Genomic DNA, 19141 nt, shown 5'->3' with positions numbered 1-19141 from the left:
CTGAAACTCAGTATGTTGTTTAAGAACTGAACAACATGGGGCTACCATGTCTTCTCATCGAATTAAGCAACAAAGCCGTCAAGAATTACAAAGCAATGGTATTGAGGACAATTTCATCACACTAAATCTTGAGCCTGTCGTTAATCAAGATATAGATTCTAGTGAGTCCTTGACAGGATACACCATTGTATCCATTCCAGATGGCTTAACACTTTACTTTGATGGTAATGCAGTAGAGGAAAGTAATTTACCGTTAGAACTCAATGAACTACTCGATGGTAGCTCGGCAACATTATCTGAGTTGTTAAACAGTGGACGAATCACTGTAAAAGCTAATGAAGACCTAAGTGGGACGTTTAGCCTGGAAGTTCAGTACGAAGTGACAGACACGTCTCCTACGATGGAGACTGATGTAAAGGCAATCAATGGCTCTTTGAGCGTCGTGGTTTCTGGAAAAGTGGATATTGGTAATGAAGATATTGACAAAACACGTTTAGAAGGCGCGACTGAAGTATTCACAAGTACGGATGGGTCTGCTGTTGACGTGAGTGGAGGCATTACATTTACAGAAGCGGATATTGATGGTTCAGAGTATCTCGATTACATCGTTTTACAGATACCGCAGGGTCAAGACCTCATTGTTACTCATCCGAACGGTGCTTCTCAAGATGCCGATGGGAACTGGCTGATTCCAATGGAGGGAATCACAAGTGATAGCGTGTTGGAAACCGCTCAAGATTTGCTTGCTGGCGCATCGATTTATAGCCCATCTAACACAGAGATACTTAATGTGAATGTGTTAGCGTATGTTCGAGATGGAACGGATGCTCAATACATCACAGGTCAGTTCCAAATTCAAATTACTGGCCATGAAGGAGATGGAGACCAGTGTGCTGATCCTGGTGAACCAGGAAGCGTTCAGAGTGGGGATATTGTAGGTAAAGAAGGTGAAGATGTCTCAATTGGGGCGTTTTTAAACCCTGATGTAGCGAGTAGTGATGGTAACTTAGTTTCCTTCTTTGTCGCCGCAGATTCTTTACCTGAAGGAGTCGAGCTTACTGGCGAAGGTGTGATACCTGCTTATGATAATGCGGGCAATCTGTTAGGTTATTCAATTTCTAGCGCTGGATTGTCTTCCTTGACGCTTACTGGCGTGGATGAGGACTTTGCTGGTTGCATTACTTTCAATTTAGAAGTGACAGAAACGGCCCCATGCGATGGTGACTCGAAAACAACCTCTCAGACCATTACGGTACAAATCTCTCCTGCTGTCGATGATATCGCGATAGCACCAAGCCAAGTTACGGTTCAAGAAGATACTATAACCAACCTGAATCTTGCTCTTGTATTGGGCGATAGTGAAGGGCCAATGCAGTCCATTACTGGAGAAGGTGACGCAGCGACTGGCCTTGAAAGTGTCAATTGGGTTTCTTTATCTGTGTCTGACGAGAATGCGCGGTTTACTGCCGTGGACACGAGCCTACTCATTGACAACGGTGATGGAACATGGGTAGTGACAGATGTTACGCGTCTAAACGAAATTCAGTTAATCCCACCTGAAAACTACAGTGGAGAGCTTGTTATTTCCGTTGACGCAAACATTACTGATGAAGTCACGGGAAGTTGTTTAAGTACTGACAGTGCGAAAGATACTCAAACTAAATCAACAGAAGTTACCGTTACCGTTGCCCCAGTGGTTGATAAAGCGGTTCTGGAAACAGAAGACGTAGTTGGTGATGAAGATAATTATATTTATTTAGGAAACTTATCTGCATCATTAATCGATCAAGATGGTTCTGAGTCGATGTCTTTGGTCATGACAGGAGTGCCAGACGGAGCCGTGTTGGTTTGGGACAATAATGGGACGTTCGAATTACTCCCTGATAACGGTTCAACGGATGGTGAGAGCAAGGAGTGGCAGCTAACTCAAGCACAACTTGATAAGGTTTACTTTCTACCGCCACTAGATTTTAGTGGGGATATTTCATTAACACTGCAAGCTATTACCCAAGAGTCTGGATCAAACGACTATAACTATACCACTTCTCAGTTCAACGTCGGCGTAAAACCGATTGGCGATGATGTATCGTTGAATACAACCTCTAACACGTTCACTGGAGATGAAGGTGATTCCATTTCGATTGACTTTTTAGCGAGCGGTTTTGAAACAAATAGCAACGAATATATAGAAGTGTCGATGTTGATCAAAGCAAGCTCTGAACCCTCTGCATTGGAAGGCTTAGGTAGGATTCGTATTGGAACTCAATTCTCATCCTTTACCTTCGATGACGCGGGCAATGCCGTGGCGACGGTATTAGTGCGAGCAAATGAAGTGTCAGGTTTGGAGTTCGTTCCGAAGGATGCATTTGGAACGATGGATGTTGCTCTCAATGTTAGAACGTTTGATCAAGCGATAGTGTCAGAGACACTCGAAACCGATTTTGGAGATGTGCAAACTACCGATCTAACCATTGTTGTTACCCCTGAAGCTGATGAGCCAACACTAACGGCCGATTATCAGTCTATTGTGTCTGAAGCGTCTGGGAGTATTCCTTTAGGGTTGAGCATGAATTTAGTCAACCCTGCACCCGAAGAGTTTGGAAGTGTGGAGATTCGCGGATTACCAACAGATCTAGAGTTGAGTCATGGTGAAAGATTGAACGGCATTTATACTGTTGATCAAGAGGATGTCGCTGATCTTTCCATCGTTGGCGGGTTTAGCGGTGCAAGTGATTTTACGTTGTCGATAAAACCGATTGCAACACTGGGTGCTACTGTCGCAGAAGGTGCTGCTCAGGTAGTCAATGTTGCCTTAGTGGAAGAGGGTGACCAAACATTACTTGCGACAGATGCTAATGATTTGCTTATTGGAGGAAGTGGCAGCGATGTATTCCAGTTTGATAGTTCAGGGCTCGGTAACGAGTTAAAGCCCTCGTACGATGTGATCAACGATTTCCAAATATCCGCTATTGGTGATGATAATGACACAATTGACATTGCCTCTATAATCACCGCTAGCTCGATAACAGAAGTCGATAATAAGCTCGATTTAACAGAGAATGATGATGGCGTAACGCTTCACATAAAACCAGAAGAGGCGGGGACAAAACAACAGATTCTTATGCAGGGCGTCACTCTTGATCAGCTTTACAAAGGTGACTCGACTGGCGTAGCCGAAGAAAATGTCTTACAGAAGATGATTGATGACAACAACTTGCTAGTAGGTGGTATGTCATGAAGCATCACTCATCCTCATCAAGTGAGCAGACTAACGATCCTTGGGTGCAATCGTTAACTTGGTTGATGCGCTATTTTGAGGTTAGACACCATACAAAAAAGGTGCTTTCTGGATTACCTCTTGTTGAGGGTAGATTGGATAGTGACTTATTCATCAGAGCCGCTGAGCGAGCCGATCTTGAACTCACATTAGTCGATTTAAAATCCACCGCAATGTTGAGCTTTCCATTGGTGGTAATCAATAGGAAGACGTTACAACCCGCTATTATATCTGAGCGACATAACAGCGATTATCAAGTCACGTTATTTAGTGAAGATCAAGGTGAAACGCAATACGTTACGAGCGCGGAGCTGCAGAATCAATTCCAGCCTCAAGCATGGCAAGTTTCTATGCGTCCAGAGCTGGACAAACGGATAAGTTCTATTCAAGCGGATTATAATGAACATTGGCTTTTCGCCGTAGTGAAAGAAATGTCTCCGTGGTATCGAGATCTTTTGATTGCCTCTTTCCTTATCAATACGCTAGCGCTAGTTATTCCGCTTTTCACTATGAACGTTTACGATCGTGTAGTGCCTAATCAAGCTTTCAGTACATTATGGGTTTTGGTCGTTGGTGTCTCCGTCATCATTATTTTTGATTGGCTATTGCGTAAAGCAAGGGGAGTTGTCACTGATACCGCGGGTAAGTACATCGATAACAAGCTTTCTTCGATACTTTTTTCTAAAGTTATGGGGATGAAACTTGAACACCGTCCTGCATCAGTCGGTGCATTCGCTCGACAACTACAAGATTTTGATAGTGTTCGCGATTTTTTTACTTCTGCATCTCTTGTGACCTTAGTTGATCTCCCATTTACGTTGTTATTTTTAGTCTTAATAGGTTGGCTAGGTGGGGCAATGATGTTCATACCTATTGCCGTCATGTTTACCCTGCTGATCCTTGGCTTTGCGGTAAAAGCAAAAATAGAACAATCACATACGGAAAGTGCTGCACTATCCATGAAGCGACAAGCTCACTTGTTTGATTCATTGTCCTCTTTAAAAGAGATTAAGCAAAATAACGCTACGGGAGAAGCACAAAAGCGTTGGGAGCAAACGGTATCCATGCTTTCTGATTGGCAAAATCAATCGCGAAACTATTCGAATATCGTTGCTTACTCCATTCAATCTAGCCAGCAGATAATTACCGTAATGTTACTTGTAACAGGCGTGTACAGAATTTCTGAGGGATTGCTCAGCATGGGGGGGCTCATTGCTATTGTCATGCTTAGCGGTCGTGCTGCAGGGGCGATTAACCAGTTAGCTATGCTGTTACTTCGCTATCAACAGACAAAAACAGCGGTTGAAGGCTTAAATTCTATCATGTCTTTACCTCAGGAGGCGCAACGCAGCCAGGTCATTACGTCTGCCGAATTTACAGGGAATATACGTTTAGAAAACGTGAGCTTCCAATACCCAGATGTTGATATGCCATGTTTGAGAGATATTAATCTTACTATCAAGCAAGGCGAACGCGTTGGCGTTATTGGTAGTGCAGGAGCAGGAAAGTCTACACTCCTTTCTATTATTACCAATCAACTCAGTGCCTTACAGGGTAGCGTTTATTTTGATGACATTGACAGTCAGCTTTGGCCTGCCGAATTGATAAGAGAGAAAACGGGTTGGGTTGGCCAAGATTCGCATCTTATATACGGCAGCATTATGGAAAACATAGTATTAGGACATCATGTTATTGATCAAGAACGATTACGCCGTGCGATAGAATTATCGGGTTTGAACCAGTACATGAGTCGCCTTCCTCATGGTCTAGAAACGCAAGTCGGAGAAGGAGGCCGTTATTTGTCGGGGGGGCAAAGGCAAGCTGTAGCGATTTCAAGAGCTTTTTATCGAAACCCAGCAGCATTAATTTTAGACGAGCCAACCAGTTCCTTAGACCAGCCAGCTGAGAATGCGTTGTTTAATGCTCTTAAATCGTTGCCGCACTCGACGACGATGATTATTAGCTCTCATAAACATTCCTTATTATCGCTTTGTGATCGAATTGTTGTGCTTGATAAAGGCACAATTTTGAGGGAAGGAGCGCCCCAAGAAATTTTTGCTAAACAACAGTCTAACGCGAAGACGAACAGAGTACGCGCAGTATCAATTGTACGCGAAGGAGGTCAATGATGAGCACAGTTCGTTGGAGTCATGCTCATTTAGCAAACCGTTCGAGAACGTTGATTTGGTTGTCTGCCGCGTTAGTGCTGAGTGTGATTATTTGGGCCTCGTGGGCGAGGTTAGACGAAGTGGTTGTCGGCGAAGGAAAGGTTGTTCCTACTTTGTCTGTTCAGACGATTCAGAGCTTAGAGGGAGGCATTCTAAAGGAGTTACTTGTCATGCCTGGTGAAAGCGTCACTAAGGGGCAAACCATCGCCATTCTGGATGATACAAGGTTTAAGTCGACCTATTCGGAGACCTCTGAACAAGTTGAATCTTTGCTCGCCAGAAAGCAGAGGCTTCAAATTGAATTAGAAACGGTAAAAGTGAATAGCCTCCAACTGGATTGGAAACAACAAGTGAGTATCGAGCCTCAGACATTTGATATTTCGATGACCGGCCACTCTGCCTATCTGAATGCCAAAGCAAACTATCTTGAGCGGTTGAGCCAACTGGAGTCTGAGCTGGAGGAGGCTAAATTGCGAATTGAGCAACAATCGCAAGCTTATCTAGATACCTTGAATACCATTCAAACACTAAAAAGCAGTCTGGTTATTGTCTCGAAAGAGCGAGATATGCTGAGAGAGGTGGTTTCTAGTGGCGCGGTAGCTGAAGTGGAATTATTAAAACTGAATAGAGACGTTATAAAGCTCAAAGGAGACATCGCGAGTTCACAAGCTGCTGCCCAAAAGCAAAGGGCTGTGTATTCTGAATCCATCGCAGATTATCGTGGTACTGCGCTTGCTTTTAGGGCAGAGGCACAAGGGCAGCTCAATGAAGTTGTGACGCAACTAGCGCAGCTCAATGAAAGTCGTCAGGCGATTGCGGATCAGTTGAATCGAACGCAGTTACTTTCTCCGGTCGATGGAACCATCAAAGATGTTTTTGTCAGAACCATCGGAGGTGTGGTTAAGCCGGGTGAGCCTATTTTAGAAATAGTCCCTCGTAATAGCACGTTAATCGTTGAAGCGAGAATTTCTCCTCAGAATATCGCCTTCATAAGGCCTGGCCTGCCGGCAACGGTAAAGTTGTCTGCCTATGACTTTGTCATTTACGGAGGCCTAGAAGGAGAAGTGACCTACGTAAGCGCCGATGCACTTCAAAATGAAGAGGGCAATGCCTACTACCGTGCCAACGTTACTTTCAAGGTTGATGATAAGTTTACGATCATCCCGGGAATGCAGGTTGTGGTAGACATTCTTACAGGAGAAAAAACAGTACTAAATTATTGGTTAAAACCTATATTACGTGCGAAAGAGAATTCGCTCAGAGAAAGATAGACATAAGGATATAAGATGCGGCTTAAATCAACGTTATTGGTCTTGTTTGCAGTATCATCGTCGCCAAACGCTTTGACTTTAGAGGAGTCAGTTACGTTATCTCTCGATAGCTCCCCCAGTTTGCTTGCTCGCTATTCTCGCTATGAGTCGATGGTACGAGACCGAAATGCCATAAATGGTTCATTTCTTCCTCAGGTTAATTTGTATGCAGCAGCAGGATACGAAGGTACTCGATATAACAACGGAAACTACATCGACAGTGAAGATAGAACATTAGAAAGAACGGAGATGGGCGTAAGAATCTCCCAACTGTTATTTGATGGATTTAAAACAAGTGCTGATGTTGATCGCCTATCTTACGAGGCTGAAGCTGAACGCTTGGACTTATTGGCATCTGCGGAAAATGTTGCATTAGATACTGTCAGAGCGTATGTGGATGTTTTACATGCCCGAGAGTTGATGAAACTGACAGAAAGAAACCTAAATGAACACCAAGAGATCTACCGTTTCATTCTAGATAAAAAAGAAAAAGGTTTAACCAGCAACTCCGACTTAGCGCAAGTTTCTTCGCGTGTCGCGACAACACAGTCCTCATTGATTGCCGCCCAAAACAATCTTTCCGATGCTAGAACAAGATTTGTACGTTTAGTTGGTCGAGCGCCGCAAAACTTAGTTGAGCCTGTTTACCCGCAGGAATTGCTTCCGAATAAGCTTGACGAAGCACTCAAACAAGCGGTTAGGTTGCACCCATCCATACAGTCGGCGATGAAAGATTTAGAGGCGGCTCGACATGAAGTAAAAAGAGAAAAGGGGGATTACTACCCAGAGCTCAAGCTTGAGCTGTCAGCCAACAAAACAGACAACGTGGATAATATTGAAGGCATTAACGAAGATGCAAAGGTTATGCTGACGGTCAACTACGATCTTTTTAACGGCTTTTCTACAGACTCCCGAGTGGAGTCATCCGCCTGGAGAGTTGAGGAGGCGAGGGCTATTCGAGCAAATGCAGAACTAGATGCGAATGAAGGTGTAAGGCTAGCATGGGACGCACATACATTGCTTCAACAGCAAATGGAGTATTTAAAAGTCAACGTTGATGCGGCGAAAGTAACTGAATTAGGGTACATCCAGCAGTTCAATGTAGGGCGACGCAGTTTGTTAGATGTATTAGATGCCAAAGTTGAAACGTTTGTTGCGAGACGGAACTATACCCGAACAAAGTACGATCATTTGGTTGCCACTTACCGTTTATTCAACTCGATGGGGATTCTGACTTATGCGTTGCGAGTTGAGTATCCAGAGAACTGGAAGGAGAACAATAATGGATAAATTCGCAGTGACGAGTCTTCTAGTTTTCATGTTAGCAGGCTGTGCTGAATCACCGAATACGACGTTGACCACTTACCAGTACAACGACCTTAAAGACAATGATAGTGATGGCGTGATAAACCAACGAGATAACTGCGCAGATACGCCAAAAGGTGTGGTTGTTGACAGTGAAGGCTGTGCGAATTGGGTCAACGACTCGCAGACACACCTGATCAGCTTTTTCTTTGCGATGGATGAGCATCAGGTAACGCCATCTCATGATATGCCGCTAAGCGAGTTGAAAGCACTGCTTCAGAGTAACCCAAATGCGCAAGTCATACTGATAGGAGACACAAGCCCTGAAGCGTCACTCGAATACAACAAAGCGTTGGCAAAGAAAAGGACGGCAGCTATACGAGAATTGCTAGTGAGATACGGCATTCAAGATAATCGAATTGAAGAGCAAGAGTTTTATCAGAATACGGCATTGACGGTACAACTAAAAAAACGGGAAAGGCGCACAATTGCTGTTGTAAACACGAAAGCTGAAAGTACTGAACAAGCGTGGACTATATTTAGTTCGGACAGCGAGTTGACACCTAATTCGAAGTTGGAGTTGAATTATGAAAATTAAAGTCTTGCCTTTCTTTGCTCTAGCTTCATGTTTGATTTCACCGCTGGCATTTGCTGACTCTGAGGCTCGAACATCGATTTTTGTCGAACCAGAGATACTAGAAACGATAGAAACATTGATAGATGAGCCAAGTGTAAATGTAGCGCTTGCATCTCAGTCTGGTGGTTTTAACGACATGCTAAATGACGGAGCCTCTATTGCGATCACATCTAAGAAATGGTCAGATGAAAACATCTCCCGATTTCAACGAGAAAGAGGCCACAGGCCTACACGTTTGTTTTTAATGGCAAACGCTATTGTCGTAATCAATAGTCAAAAGAGTACGGTAGATAGTGTTTCCGTTAGTGAATTGAAACGCTGTGATGCAAATACGTATGCTTTCGGGGAGATGCGTTTAAGTAACCCAGATGTGAGCTCTAATGGTTGTCAATCATCGATTCAAATGCTTGATGAAGACCGATTGAAACGGGCTTTAAGCGACGACTTTTCAGCCAAAGCTTATATGCGATACTCCGATTTTAAATACTCAGAACAGTGGTCGAGCTACAAGGCTCTCTCTGTTCATCATAACGATGACTCATGCTCTTTGAGCACAGATTGCATCTATTCTCTTCGCTATCCATTTTCCGTGGTCTATTACGTTTATATAAATAAACAATTCGACACTAATCAGAAGATCAAAAAATCAAAGCTATTTGAACTCCTTACAACCGACCACAATACACAACAGGTACGAAATGCTGGGTTTATTCCACTACCAAAAGCGCTTATTAAAAGAAATAGAGTGAAGTTAGGGCTAGATGAGCCAGTTGTTTTAAACGGGTATAAATAAACTTCATACGCCTAACTATGTGGGCTTGAGTGAACGTACCGTCCTAGGAAGTTTTGCCTTGCTGCTCATTTATCTTTGGTTAACCTTTGGTCAATTGAGTTGGTTGTAAGTGGTTTTGTTGGTAATTTTTCTATTATTGTGGCAAGTTTGCTTAAAACCACTTAAGTGAATTTAAGTCATGACACAAGAAGAAAGACTCGTAGCGCTCAGAGCGAAGCTGGATCAGCAAAATAAAGTAACGTTGTCTGAAGTTTGTGAGTACTTTGGTATCTCGCGAGATTCAGCTCGTCGAGACTTAGTTAAGTTGAGTCAGCAACCTGGGTTACAAAGAATACGAGGTGGTGTCATGCTTGCGCCGATCTCTTCCCATACCGAGGCATACGCGAGTCGACCCGTGAGTGACGTTAAACATCGACTGGCTCAATCTGCCGCAGCGTTGTTGGATGAGCGCGACCATCTTGTTATTGATACCAGCACCATTTTATCTCTGCTCCCACTCTATGCAGGAAAAGCGCGTTGTGGAGAAAACAAGCTCAACGTCGTTACTAACAGCATTGATGTGCTGACCGCTGCTGAGACAAACGACACAATGGACGTTCATTTCTTAGGCGGACACTTTGACCCTTATGCCAGAGCAGTTTTAGGGGCGCAAGCAGAGCAGCAAATGCAGCAGTATCACGTGAACAAAGCGTTCATTGGCGTGTGTGCATTGACATCCCGAGGGCTGACAACAAATAGTTTGTTAGAAGCTACAATGAAACAAGCGATGATTGCTCAAGCTCAGCAGGTCATCGTCGTTTGTGAATCCCGAAAAATTGGTAGCGACAATTTCCACCACGTATGTGATTTGTCAAAGATCGACATCATTATTACCGATCATCCCCCTCAATCAGATTTTCAACAACTCCTCGATCACAATGATATTGAATGTATTGTTGTGTCACCGAAATAAGGAATCTTAGAATGGCTTACGATCCCGTAAAAACCGCTGTGATTGGTTACGGATATTCAGCAAAAACGTTTCATTTACCCTTCATTAAAGCGCTACCAAATTTAACGCTGAGCGCGATAAGCTCTCGTCAACAGGAGGCGGTTCAAAATGATTGGCCAGATTCTAAGTGGTTTTCTGATGCGAATACTTTACTCGATGATAGTGATGCAGAACTCGTAATCATTACTGCGCCAAATGACGTACATTACGAACTTGCAAAGCGTGCGTTGAACAATGGGAAACACGTCATCGTCGAGAAACCGTTTGTTACTCGTATAGAAGACGGTAATGAACTTATCGCCTTGGCGGAAGAGAAAGGTCTGGTGCTGAGCGTTTTTCACAATAGACGTTGGGATGGAGATTTTCTCACGGTTAAATCTCTTATCGAACAAGGTAAGTTAGGTGATATAAAGCTATTCGAGTCACACTTTGACCGTTACCGCCCTGAAGTTCGTCAACGCTGGCGAGAGCTAGCCCAAGATGGTGGTGGTATTCTATTCGACCTTGCTCCTCATCTTCTCGATCAAGCATTGGTGTTGTTTGGCTTGCCAGATGCGATAGACGCACAATGTCGAATGATGCGCCCGGGTGCGACGACGATTGATTATTACAACTTGATACTTCATTACCCTGAGCATATTGTGCACTTGCATTCAAACTTGTATAGCCCAGAGCCGAATCTCCGCTACAAAGTATTGGGTACGGAAGCTAAATATGAAAAGTTTGGATTAGATCCTCAAGAGGGCTACTTAAAAGAAGGCCGTTTGCCGGAAAACGATGCTTGGTCGGAAGAAGATGAGGCGTTATACGGCGTCCGTTACGACGAAGACGGTGCGCAAACTATCAAAACGGAGAGAGGCGCGTACCAAGCTTACTTTGTTGGTGTGGCAGACGCCATTCGCTTGGGCACTGATAACCCGGTTCCTGCCGCTCAAGCAGTACAGAATATCGCTCTGATTGAGATGGCATTGGAAAGCAGTAAAACGGGTAAAACGATTCAGGTGAAACCATGAGTTTGACGCTTGAACTCGTGGCCCTGCAAGAGCATGAACTTCAGTTGGCGGAATTTAATCACCATATTGCGTGGTCTATCGGCCTCGCTCTAAAAGAAGAGGCTGAAGCTCGCGGCGCGGCTGTTGCTATTGAGGTTTACGGCTTTGGACAAACGCTATTTCAATACGCGATGGCAGGAACCTGCGCTGATCATGTAGATTGGGTCCGTAGGAAGCGAAACTCAGTATTAAGGTATGGCCACAGCTCTTACTATCTTTCTCTGTACAACAAGCAAAAGCAACGTGATTTCGAAAATCAGCCTCATCTCGATGCTCGTGAGTACTGTGCTCATGGTGGCGCGTTCCCAATTCGGCTTTCTGGGTCTGGTTTGGTTGGGGTTGTGACGGTATCGGGTTTACCGCAGTTAGATGATCATCAGCTAGTTGTGGATATATTAAAAACGATGACAGAGACAAAACCCTCTTAAACGCCAAATATGAAAGTAGCACGGTTCTTTATCGTGCTACTGAATTCTCTTTTTAGCTCAGAAAGTGTTCTTTAATGTGAGCAAATATTAACATTGATCCCAACTTACTACCTGAAAATAAAATCAATTTCATATAACCTATACGCTCATTTATATAGAAAGCCTTCAAAGTTGGCCATTGGCAATGTCTTTTAGAAGAAAAGAAAAACTCAATCTTAGAAATCTTATTGTCACCCTATGTGTGTTCAGTGTGCTTGTCACTTTGATCAACGCATTCTACTCGATTTATCGTGTTCAAAGGGATCTCATCATCAATAACACGTTAGAATCAAACCGTGTTTACGCCCAAAAAATGTCTGAAATGACAGACTCTTTCATAGAAAGCTCAATGTCGCAGCTAAAATACAGTGCGAACGTGCTAAAAGACAAGATGCATGACGCTCAGCTTCTTGATAAAGAGGCTGAGAGATTAAGAACGCAAACCAAATCATTTAACTCTGTGGTTGTCGTTAATGCAAAAGGGGTTATTATTTCTGTATCCCCTGAAACACTTCAGGTGAAAGGTGTAAGGTTAGTGGGTGAAAGAAAACGCCAGTCTTTAAACGCTCAAGCACCGGTTGTTACTGAACCATTTATATCGCCCGCTGGAAATTACTTGTTAACCATCTCATACCCTATATTTTCTCAATCTAATGAATATTTAGGTTATATCGGCGGCACTATTTATCTAGAAAAAGAAAATATTCTCGCAGAGTTACTCAGCCAGCACGCATACAAAGATGGTTCTTTCCTTTACGTTGTCGATGAGAGTAACACTCTGATTTATCACCCAGATCAATCGAGAGTTGGTGAAGTAATCGACGATAATGAGGCAATCAAAGCGGTGACGATGGGGCAGAGCGGTAACAAAGAAATTGTTAACTCTCGCGGCGTCGAAATGCTTGCTGGTTATGCACCAGTAAAGTCATCAGGATGGGGAATTGTTGCTCAGCGCCCGAAATCGATGACGTTATCTGTGCTAGATGAACAGATGTGGAATGTTTTCCTTAAGTCGATTCCAATTGGTTTATTAACTTTGTTGCTAATTTGGTTCTTGTCCCTTCTTATTTCTAGACCACTTTGGCAGTTAGCTGGTGCTGTGCGAGGTGTCGAAGAACATTCATCCTCTATCGATGATCTCAAACTGGTTAAGTCTTGGTATTTTGAGGTCTCACATTTGAAGCTTAGCTTTCTTAAAGCATTTGGTATCGTGTCAAAAACCATTGATAAGCTGCAACTGGATACATTAACAGATTCGATGACTGGATTATTGAATCGACGTGGATTAGATAAAGTTCTTGGTTTGTTTAAGCAGGAAAATACCGCGTTCTCTGTTTTGGCGCTGGATATTGACCACTTTAAGAGCGTAAACGATAATTATGGCCATGACGTGGGTGATAATTTACTTAGAGAGTTTGCGCAGTTAATGAAAGACCAAGCTCGCTCTAATGATCACCTGTGTCGTTCTGGCGGTGAAGAGTTTATGATGTTTTTGGAAAAAACAGACGTAAACCACGCTATGGATGTTGCAGAGCGTATTAGACACAACGTGGAACAACATGACTTCCAGGTGGTTGGTAAGGTCACGGTTTCGTTGGGCGTTTCTCACTGGAAAGGCAATGACACACCAATTGAAGCAGTAATGAAAGACGCCGATAATGCACTTTATAAAGCGAAACATAATGGAAGAAATAGAACGGAGTTGGGTGACGACGCACAATAGATATTGCGCTTTATGCTGAACATAAAACGAGCCAGTGACTAACCTTTGCTGTTAATCGCTGGCGTAACCGCTACCAATTGCGCGAAACGGCAAGTTCAGCTCTAATTCTGGAATTTGTTTACCCACCCAAGCCGGAAATGTATTGCTATTTGGCCCTGGAAACAGCGTATATTCTTCAGCCCAAGGGTATTGGTTAATCACACTTTGTATTTTAGGGATAAGCTGGCGGGCCTTTTCACCTTGTATGGAGAGGAGCTTTTCTGGTTTTGCACCATACCAATATCGATCTGGCGTCCCAGTTTGGTACTGATATAGAGCGGGTTGTCCGTGATTCACTCTCCAGCCGACTACTTCATACACTGTATATTCGTTCGCATTTTCAGGCTTTATTGCAAACCATGTATGAACGGCAAACCAGCCTCGCCAACCAAACGCGTCTGCGGCGTAAAACTCAATCACAGCATGCTTAACATTAGAAGGGTCGGGTGCGATACCCGCAGGTTCTCTGCTTGCGGTACGCCAATCTCCTTGAGTGCATCCACCCAGCATAACCGCGATTGACATGAACCCAATTTTTACAAGGTGAGTAAAGTTGAGAGGGTCTTTCATTTATTGCTCCTAGACCAACCGATGCTGTTAACGCTCTATTGATTTTAGCTATAAAAACGTGGCAAGTCTGATTGTTGAAATTCTCTCCTTATTAAAAGAGAGGGAAGGTTAGTGCCATAACCCCAGTTCATACGTAATAATAAGGTAAGCCGATTTGTAACATGTGGCATAGACGATGCCGTATTTCTCGAACGATTCGTCTAGTTGCATATGAAAAAGTAAGAGGTTGTATGTATTCCTTACACGGTTACATGAATTAAAAGCATTACAAAACAGACATTTACAGTGAGTCATTGCTGGTTGGGTGAGTTTGGGACCCTCACTTTGTCTCACGTTTGCTTGTTTTGGGCGGAATTTTCATCGTTCATCTTTTTGCGCATTTAGAGTCAGCGTTCAGCTATGGCACAATAGGCGCTCACAGAACAAGTGCTGTTTGGTCATGCAAATAGCAGAAAAATAACTAGAAATAGAATAATTAATGTTTAAATCAAAAAGTATACTCGCATTAAGCGTGTTCGCATTTGGCTGTTTTGCCAATCAAGATAGCGAACCAACGTCCGTTGTGCTGAACTATGGTGATTCCTCCATCAGTACTGATATTCAAGCCAATCGAAAATTTCATGTTGTCCGAGACAATGAAAGTGAGCACGTAGAATTTTCCGGCGGAATCACAAAGGAGTATTCCGATTATATTGTGAATATTCATATCATAAGAAAAAGCAATATACGCAGATCAAGCCGTGAGCTGAATACTACCGTATTGATGAACAGTGATCAGATTGGGAAGCCTTTAGTGATTGGCATTGAAAATGATGAGTTCACTAGTATCACTTTGCGTTAATGCTTAGTATTTATTGAATAGGAATGAGGAAATTGATGCTCTCAATACGCTGTTATCGCACCGAGGATGCCCCAACACTGTGGGCACTCTTTTACCATACTGTGCGAATCATTAATCGTCGCGATTATACGGAATCACAAGTTTCCGCTTGGGCACCATCAGATTTTGACCTCGATGTGTGGCAACGAAAAATGGACGATATTCAACCATACGTCGCGGAGATAGAAGGGCAGGTCGTTGGCTATTGTGATTTGCAAGGTGACGGTTTGATTGATCATTTCTTTTGCCATCATGAATACCAAGGACAAGGTGTTGGTCGTGATTTGATGTCTTTTCTTTGTTCACAGGCGAAAGTACAGGGGATAAAACGACTGTATTCTGAAGTGAGTATTACCGCCCGACCTTTTTACGAGAAAATGGGTTTCACAGTTAAGTCTCGACAACATGTTGAGGTTAGGGGAGAAACCTTAACTAACTTTATGATGGAAAAGTATATTTAACTTAAATAGTGAGCTTGAACACAGATATAAAATGTTTTCCAATGTGAAAACGAGTTCATTGATCTCGCACCAACGTTTTGTTTGAAAACAGTGTACATAATCTTCTCTGGAACGCCATTACCGCATTTCGTCTCTGAAGGCTTAAAAACAGTCTGAAAGTTTTGGTTTTGCGGCGGGTAATAGCGTTCCAAACGCCAAATGTGTCTGGCTAACCATCTCAGGAAGAGAAGTAGTACTATGCGCCCTTATCTCAAATACGTTGTTCCAACATTGATACCATTGCTTGTTTGGTTGATGCCTCTCTCTGCGTTCCCATTTGATGGCATTACTATCGTCCAGCAAAGAGTGATTGCAATCTTCTTGCTTGCCGCACTTTGCTGGGTATTCGAGCCAATTCCAATCTACGCCACTTCGGTTGTGATCATTGTCCTAGAGCTATTGCTTGTATCAAATAAAGGTATTGTGCTCTTTCGTTTGCAAGAAGGGCAGCCACATTTTGGTGAGCTATTACAATACAACGAGATAATGGCGACCTTCGCTAGTCCGATTATCATGCTCTTCCTCGGCGGTTTCTTTTTGGCTATGGCGGCGACAAAGTACAGGTTAGATGTCAACTTAGCCCGAGTGTTACTCAAACCATTTGGACAAAAACCAAAGTTCGTTATGCTGGGGTTGATGCTGATCACCGCTGTTTTTTCCATGTTTATGTCAAACACCGCAACAACAGCGATGATGTTGTCCATTTTAACCCCTGTGATAGCGGTTTTCGGACCTAAAGACCCAGGTCGAATTGCATTCGCCTTGTGTATTCCTGTTGCAGCCAACATTGGTGGCATTGGTACTCCAATCGGCACGCCACCGAATGCCATCGCCCTAAAATATTTGGTTGGTGACAACTTAATTACGTTTGGTGAATGGATGGTATTTGGTGTGCCATTCGTTATTGTGATGATGGCGTTAGCCTGGTTTCTGATTGGCTTTTTGTATAAAGCCGAACAAACCACCATCGATCTGAACATTAAAAGCAAGTTTTTGAAAACACCCAAAGCAATAATGGTTTACGTCACCTTTGCCGGCACGATTATTCTTTGGTTGATGGGTTCTGCACATGGAATGAATTCTTACACAGTAGCATTAATTCCGGTCGCAGTGTTCTCATTGACGGGCATCATCAACAAAGAGGACTTGAAGAAAATCTCTTGGGATGTGCTTTGGTTGGTGTCAGGCGGTATTGCTCTGGGCCTTGCTCTAGATAAAACCGGGCTTGCGAAGCTGGTGGTACACAGCATTCCGTTTGATCAGTTCTCGCCATACGTTGTCTTGTTTGGTGCGGCTTTCTTGTGCTTGTTAATGGCAAACTTTATGTCGCATACAGCCACCGCAAACTTGCTGATGCCGATTATGGCTGCGCTGGGTACTTCTATGGCTTCGTTAACGCCTCTCGGCGGTGAAGTTACTCTGATCTTGGTCGTGACATTTGCCGCTTCACTCGGTATGTCGTTACCAATCAGTACGCCACCAAACGCGTTAGCTCATGCAACAGGGCATGTCGAGAGCGGCCAAATGGCTCGTATCGGTGCCGTGCTAGGCGTGATTGGTGTATTACTCAGCTTTGTGATGGTGTGGATTTTACATACTGTTGGGCATATTAGATAACCCATGTACGAAACGAAGTTAGACGCGTTAGTACAACGCTACTTTAATCACCTTGAACGCCGATTAACGGTTTTATCCGGGTCGGTGCTTATTGAGCAAGCAGGCTACAACGATCGCTTGTACTATGTGCTGTCGGGAGAACTGGCGGGCTATTACGCGGAAGATGACAAGAAACCGATTCAGGTATTTTCTGCGTCTCAAGGTGCATTTATTGGCGTACACAGTTTCTTTTCTGGTACGTGGACTGCCTCTTCGACAGTGATTGCTCAAACCGATGTTGAATTGGCTTGGATACAGCGCGATACGCCCGCCGTGGAAGAGGCGACATACGGACCATTGACGACACAATTTATGCCTGTGATGGTTAACGAATTATCTCGTCGTCAACGGCGCGCAATGCAAGAGGCATTGGCTAAAGAAAAAGCACTACAAAAGCTTCATACCGCAGAGCAAATGACAACGTTGGGGCAGCTTGCAGCGGGTATTGCTCATGAGTTGAACAATGCGATAGGCGTTGTAAGCAGTAAATCAGAACGGCTAGAGACAGTTATCATGGAACTGCTTGAAGAAGTTCATCCGGAAGCGAGTCAATTTTTTGATTTTGGTTTAATGCAAGGGCAGAAAGTCTCTTCTAGCGAAGCGAGAAAGCGGGGGCGCCACTTCGAAAAATACTACGGTTTAACCAAGGAGGTTGCTCGTGATCTTGCACGTGCCGTTCCAAATAATTTCCTTTCGGAACATTGGCTAAAAAGACCAGAAGAAGCGATACGTTTCTGGCAAATGGGGCGAGATCTCCATGACTTACGCATCGCTTCTAAACATACCGTTGGCATTGTGCGATCCGTAAAACAATTGGGGCGCACGGATATCGACTTGGATGAAGCGATTAACATCAATGATTCAATCAATCGCGCCTTGGCTCTATTGCAAAGTGACTTAAGACGAGTGAGTGTTCGTTTTAGCCCTGCGGATTTACCTGCTTTTATTGGTTCTCAAACCGAACTCGTCCAAGTTTGGGTAAATATATTAAAGAATGCGTGCGATGCACTTGGTGAAACGGAGAAACCCGGTATCGAAATACATACTCGGGAGAGTAAGGGTAAAATTTTGGTCACGATTGCTAACAATGGACCAGAAATTGATGAAGCGACACGTAGAAAAATTTTCCGGCCAAACTTCACCACTAAAAAGGGGGGATTGTCGTTTGGTTTAGGGTTAGGTCTGTCGATTGTGAAGCGCATTATCGCCGGATATAACGGCTCTATTGTGGTAAAGAGCGACAGTGAAAAAACGATTTTTAGAATCAAGTTACCAGTAGAGGGTGAACATGGAGAAGCTTAATGTAATTTGCGTTGATGACCAACGAGAGGTACTAAGCGCGGTTCTACAAGATTTAGAGCCGTTAAATCAATGGTTGAATGTCGAAGACTGCGAATCAGCAGGTGAGGCTCTAGAACTGATGGATGAATTTGATGCAGAAGGCGAGATGATCGCATTGATTATTTCCGATCATGTGATGCCAGGTAAAACGGGAGTAGAGCTGCTGGCCGATGTATCAAAAGACGGTCGTTTTGGCTTTACGAGGAAAGTGCTTCTTACCGGGCAAGCGACGCACACCGATACGATTAATGCGATCAACTCCGCAGGCATTGACCGCTACTTTGAAAAACCATGGCAAGCAAGCCAATTAATAGAGTGCGTTAGAAACTTGGTGACCCAATATATCTTTGATGTGGGCTTAGATTACACTCAGTATCACGAACATTTAGATCAGAGTGTGGTGTTTGAACGTCTACATTAATCGGGGGACAT

General features: G+C 43.7%; 16 protein-coding genes. 15 read left to right on the top strand and 1 reads right to left on the bottom strand.

Features of this window, described 5'->3' with window-relative positions; genetic code table 11:
* Positions 1-46: 46 nt before the first annotated feature.
* The 10 genes from R7E78_RS04200 (at position 47) to R7E78_RS04155 (ending at position 13723) form a co-directional block, all read left to right on the top strand.
* The gene (locus R7E78_RS04200; RefSeq protein WP_318057679.1) at positions 47-3238 is read left to right on the top strand and encodes a hypothetical protein; all 3192 of its coding nucleotides are present in this window, start codon (positions 47-49) and stop codon (positions 3236-3238) included.
* On the top strand, positions 3235-5406 hold the full coding sequence (locus R7E78_RS04195; RefSeq protein WP_318057678.1) for a type I secretion system permease/ATPase: 2172 nt from the start codon (positions 3235-3237) through the stop codon (positions 5404-5406). The genes R7E78_RS04200 and R7E78_RS04195 overlap by 4 nt, the downstream gene beginning before the upstream one ends.
* Positions 5403-6716, top strand: a complete 1314-nt coding sequence (locus tag R7E78_RS04190) for an HlyD family type I secretion periplasmic adaptor subunit (RefSeq protein WP_262635331.1) — start codon at positions 5403-5405, stop codon at positions 6714-6716. The genes R7E78_RS04195 and R7E78_RS04190 overlap by 4 nt, the downstream gene beginning before the upstream one ends.
* A gap of 15 nt (positions 6717-6731) precedes the next feature.
* Complete coding sequence (locus tag R7E78_RS04185) at positions 6732-8045, top strand: TolC family outer membrane protein (RefSeq protein ID WP_033905223.1); 1314 nt, start codon at positions 6732-6734, stop codon at positions 8043-8045.
* Complete coding sequence (locus tag R7E78_RS04180; RefSeq protein ID WP_262635332.1) at positions 8038-8658, top strand: OmpA family protein; 621 nt, start codon at positions 8038-8040, stop codon at positions 8656-8658. The genes R7E78_RS04185 and R7E78_RS04180 overlap by 8 nt, the downstream gene beginning before the upstream one ends.
* Positions 8648-9490 (top strand): hypothetical protein, encoded by an 843-nt coding sequence (locus R7E78_RS04175; RefSeq protein ID WP_005390219.1) that lies wholly within the window; start codon positions 8648-8650, stop codon positions 9488-9490. Before R7E78_RS04180 ends, R7E78_RS04175 begins: the two co-directional genes overlap by 11 nt.
* Positions 9491-9668: 178 nt before the next feature.
* A complete protein-coding gene (locus R7E78_RS04170) occupies positions 9669-10442 on the top strand; it encodes a DeoR/GlpR family DNA-binding transcription regulator (RefSeq protein WP_318057677.1) in 774 nt (257 codons plus the stop codon).
* A gap of 11 nt (positions 10443-10453) precedes the next feature.
* On the top strand, positions 10454-11494 hold the full coding sequence (locus R7E78_RS04165) for an oxidoreductase (protein ID WP_213901118.1): 1041 nt from the start codon (positions 10454-10456) through the stop codon (positions 11492-11494).
* Complete coding sequence (locus tag R7E78_RS04160) at positions 11491-11961, top strand: heme-degrading domain-containing protein (protein WP_053306491.1); 471 nt, start codon at positions 11491-11493, stop codon at positions 11959-11961. The genes R7E78_RS04165 and R7E78_RS04160 overlap by 4 nt, the downstream gene beginning before the upstream one ends.
* Before the next feature lie 184 nt (positions 11962-12145).
* Entirely contained in the window at positions 12146-13723 is a 1578-nt protein-coding gene (locus R7E78_RS04155; RefSeq protein WP_005389121.1) for a sensor domain-containing diguanylate cyclase, read from the top strand.
* A 51-nt stretch (positions 13724-13774) separates the two neighbouring features.
* Here the strand turns inward: R7E78_RS04155 and R7E78_RS04150 are convergent, their stop codons facing one another.
* On the bottom strand, positions 13775-14332 hold the full coding sequence (locus tag R7E78_RS04150; protein WP_262635335.1) for a DUF3750 domain-containing protein: 558 nt from the start codon (positions 14330-14332) through the stop codon (positions 13775-13777).
* Positions 14333-14810: 478 nt separating this feature from the next.
* Between R7E78_RS04150 and R7E78_RS04145 the strand changes: the two genes are divergently transcribed.
* From R7E78_RS04145 to R7E78_RS04125, 5 genes are all read left to right on the top strand, one after another.
* Positions 14811-15173, top strand: coding sequence for a hypothetical protein (locus R7E78_RS04145; protein ID WP_053350584.1), 363 nt, complete (start codon positions 14811-14813; stop codon positions 15171-15173).
* A 35-nt stretch (positions 15174-15208) separates the two neighbouring features.
* Positions 15209-15673 (top strand): GNAT family N-acetyltransferase, encoded by a 465-nt coding sequence (locus R7E78_RS04140; RefSeq protein ID WP_005377747.1) that lies wholly within the window; start codon positions 15209-15211, stop codon positions 15671-15673.
* A 237-nt stretch (positions 15674-15910) separates the two neighbouring features.
* Entirely contained in the window at positions 15911-17329 is a 1419-nt protein-coding gene (locus R7E78_RS04135) for an SLC13 family permease (RefSeq protein ID WP_318057676.1), read from the top strand.
* 3 nt (positions 17330-17332) lie between these two features.
* Entirely contained in the window at positions 17333-18670 is a 1338-nt protein-coding gene (locus R7E78_RS04130; protein WP_005389108.1) for an ATP-binding protein, read from the top strand.
* The gene (locus R7E78_RS04125; RefSeq protein ID WP_213880467.1) at positions 18657-19130 is read left to right on the top strand and encodes a response regulator; all 474 of its coding nucleotides are present in this window, start codon (positions 18657-18659) and stop codon (positions 19128-19130) included. The genes R7E78_RS04130 and R7E78_RS04125 overlap by 14 nt, the downstream gene beginning before the upstream one ends.
* The last annotated feature ends 11 nt before the right edge of the window (positions 19131-19141 follow it).

The sequence above is a fragment of the Vibrio sp. YT-19(2023) genome, from assembly GCF_033337395.1.
This window is presented reverse-complemented; position numbering and strand designations above follow the sequence as displayed.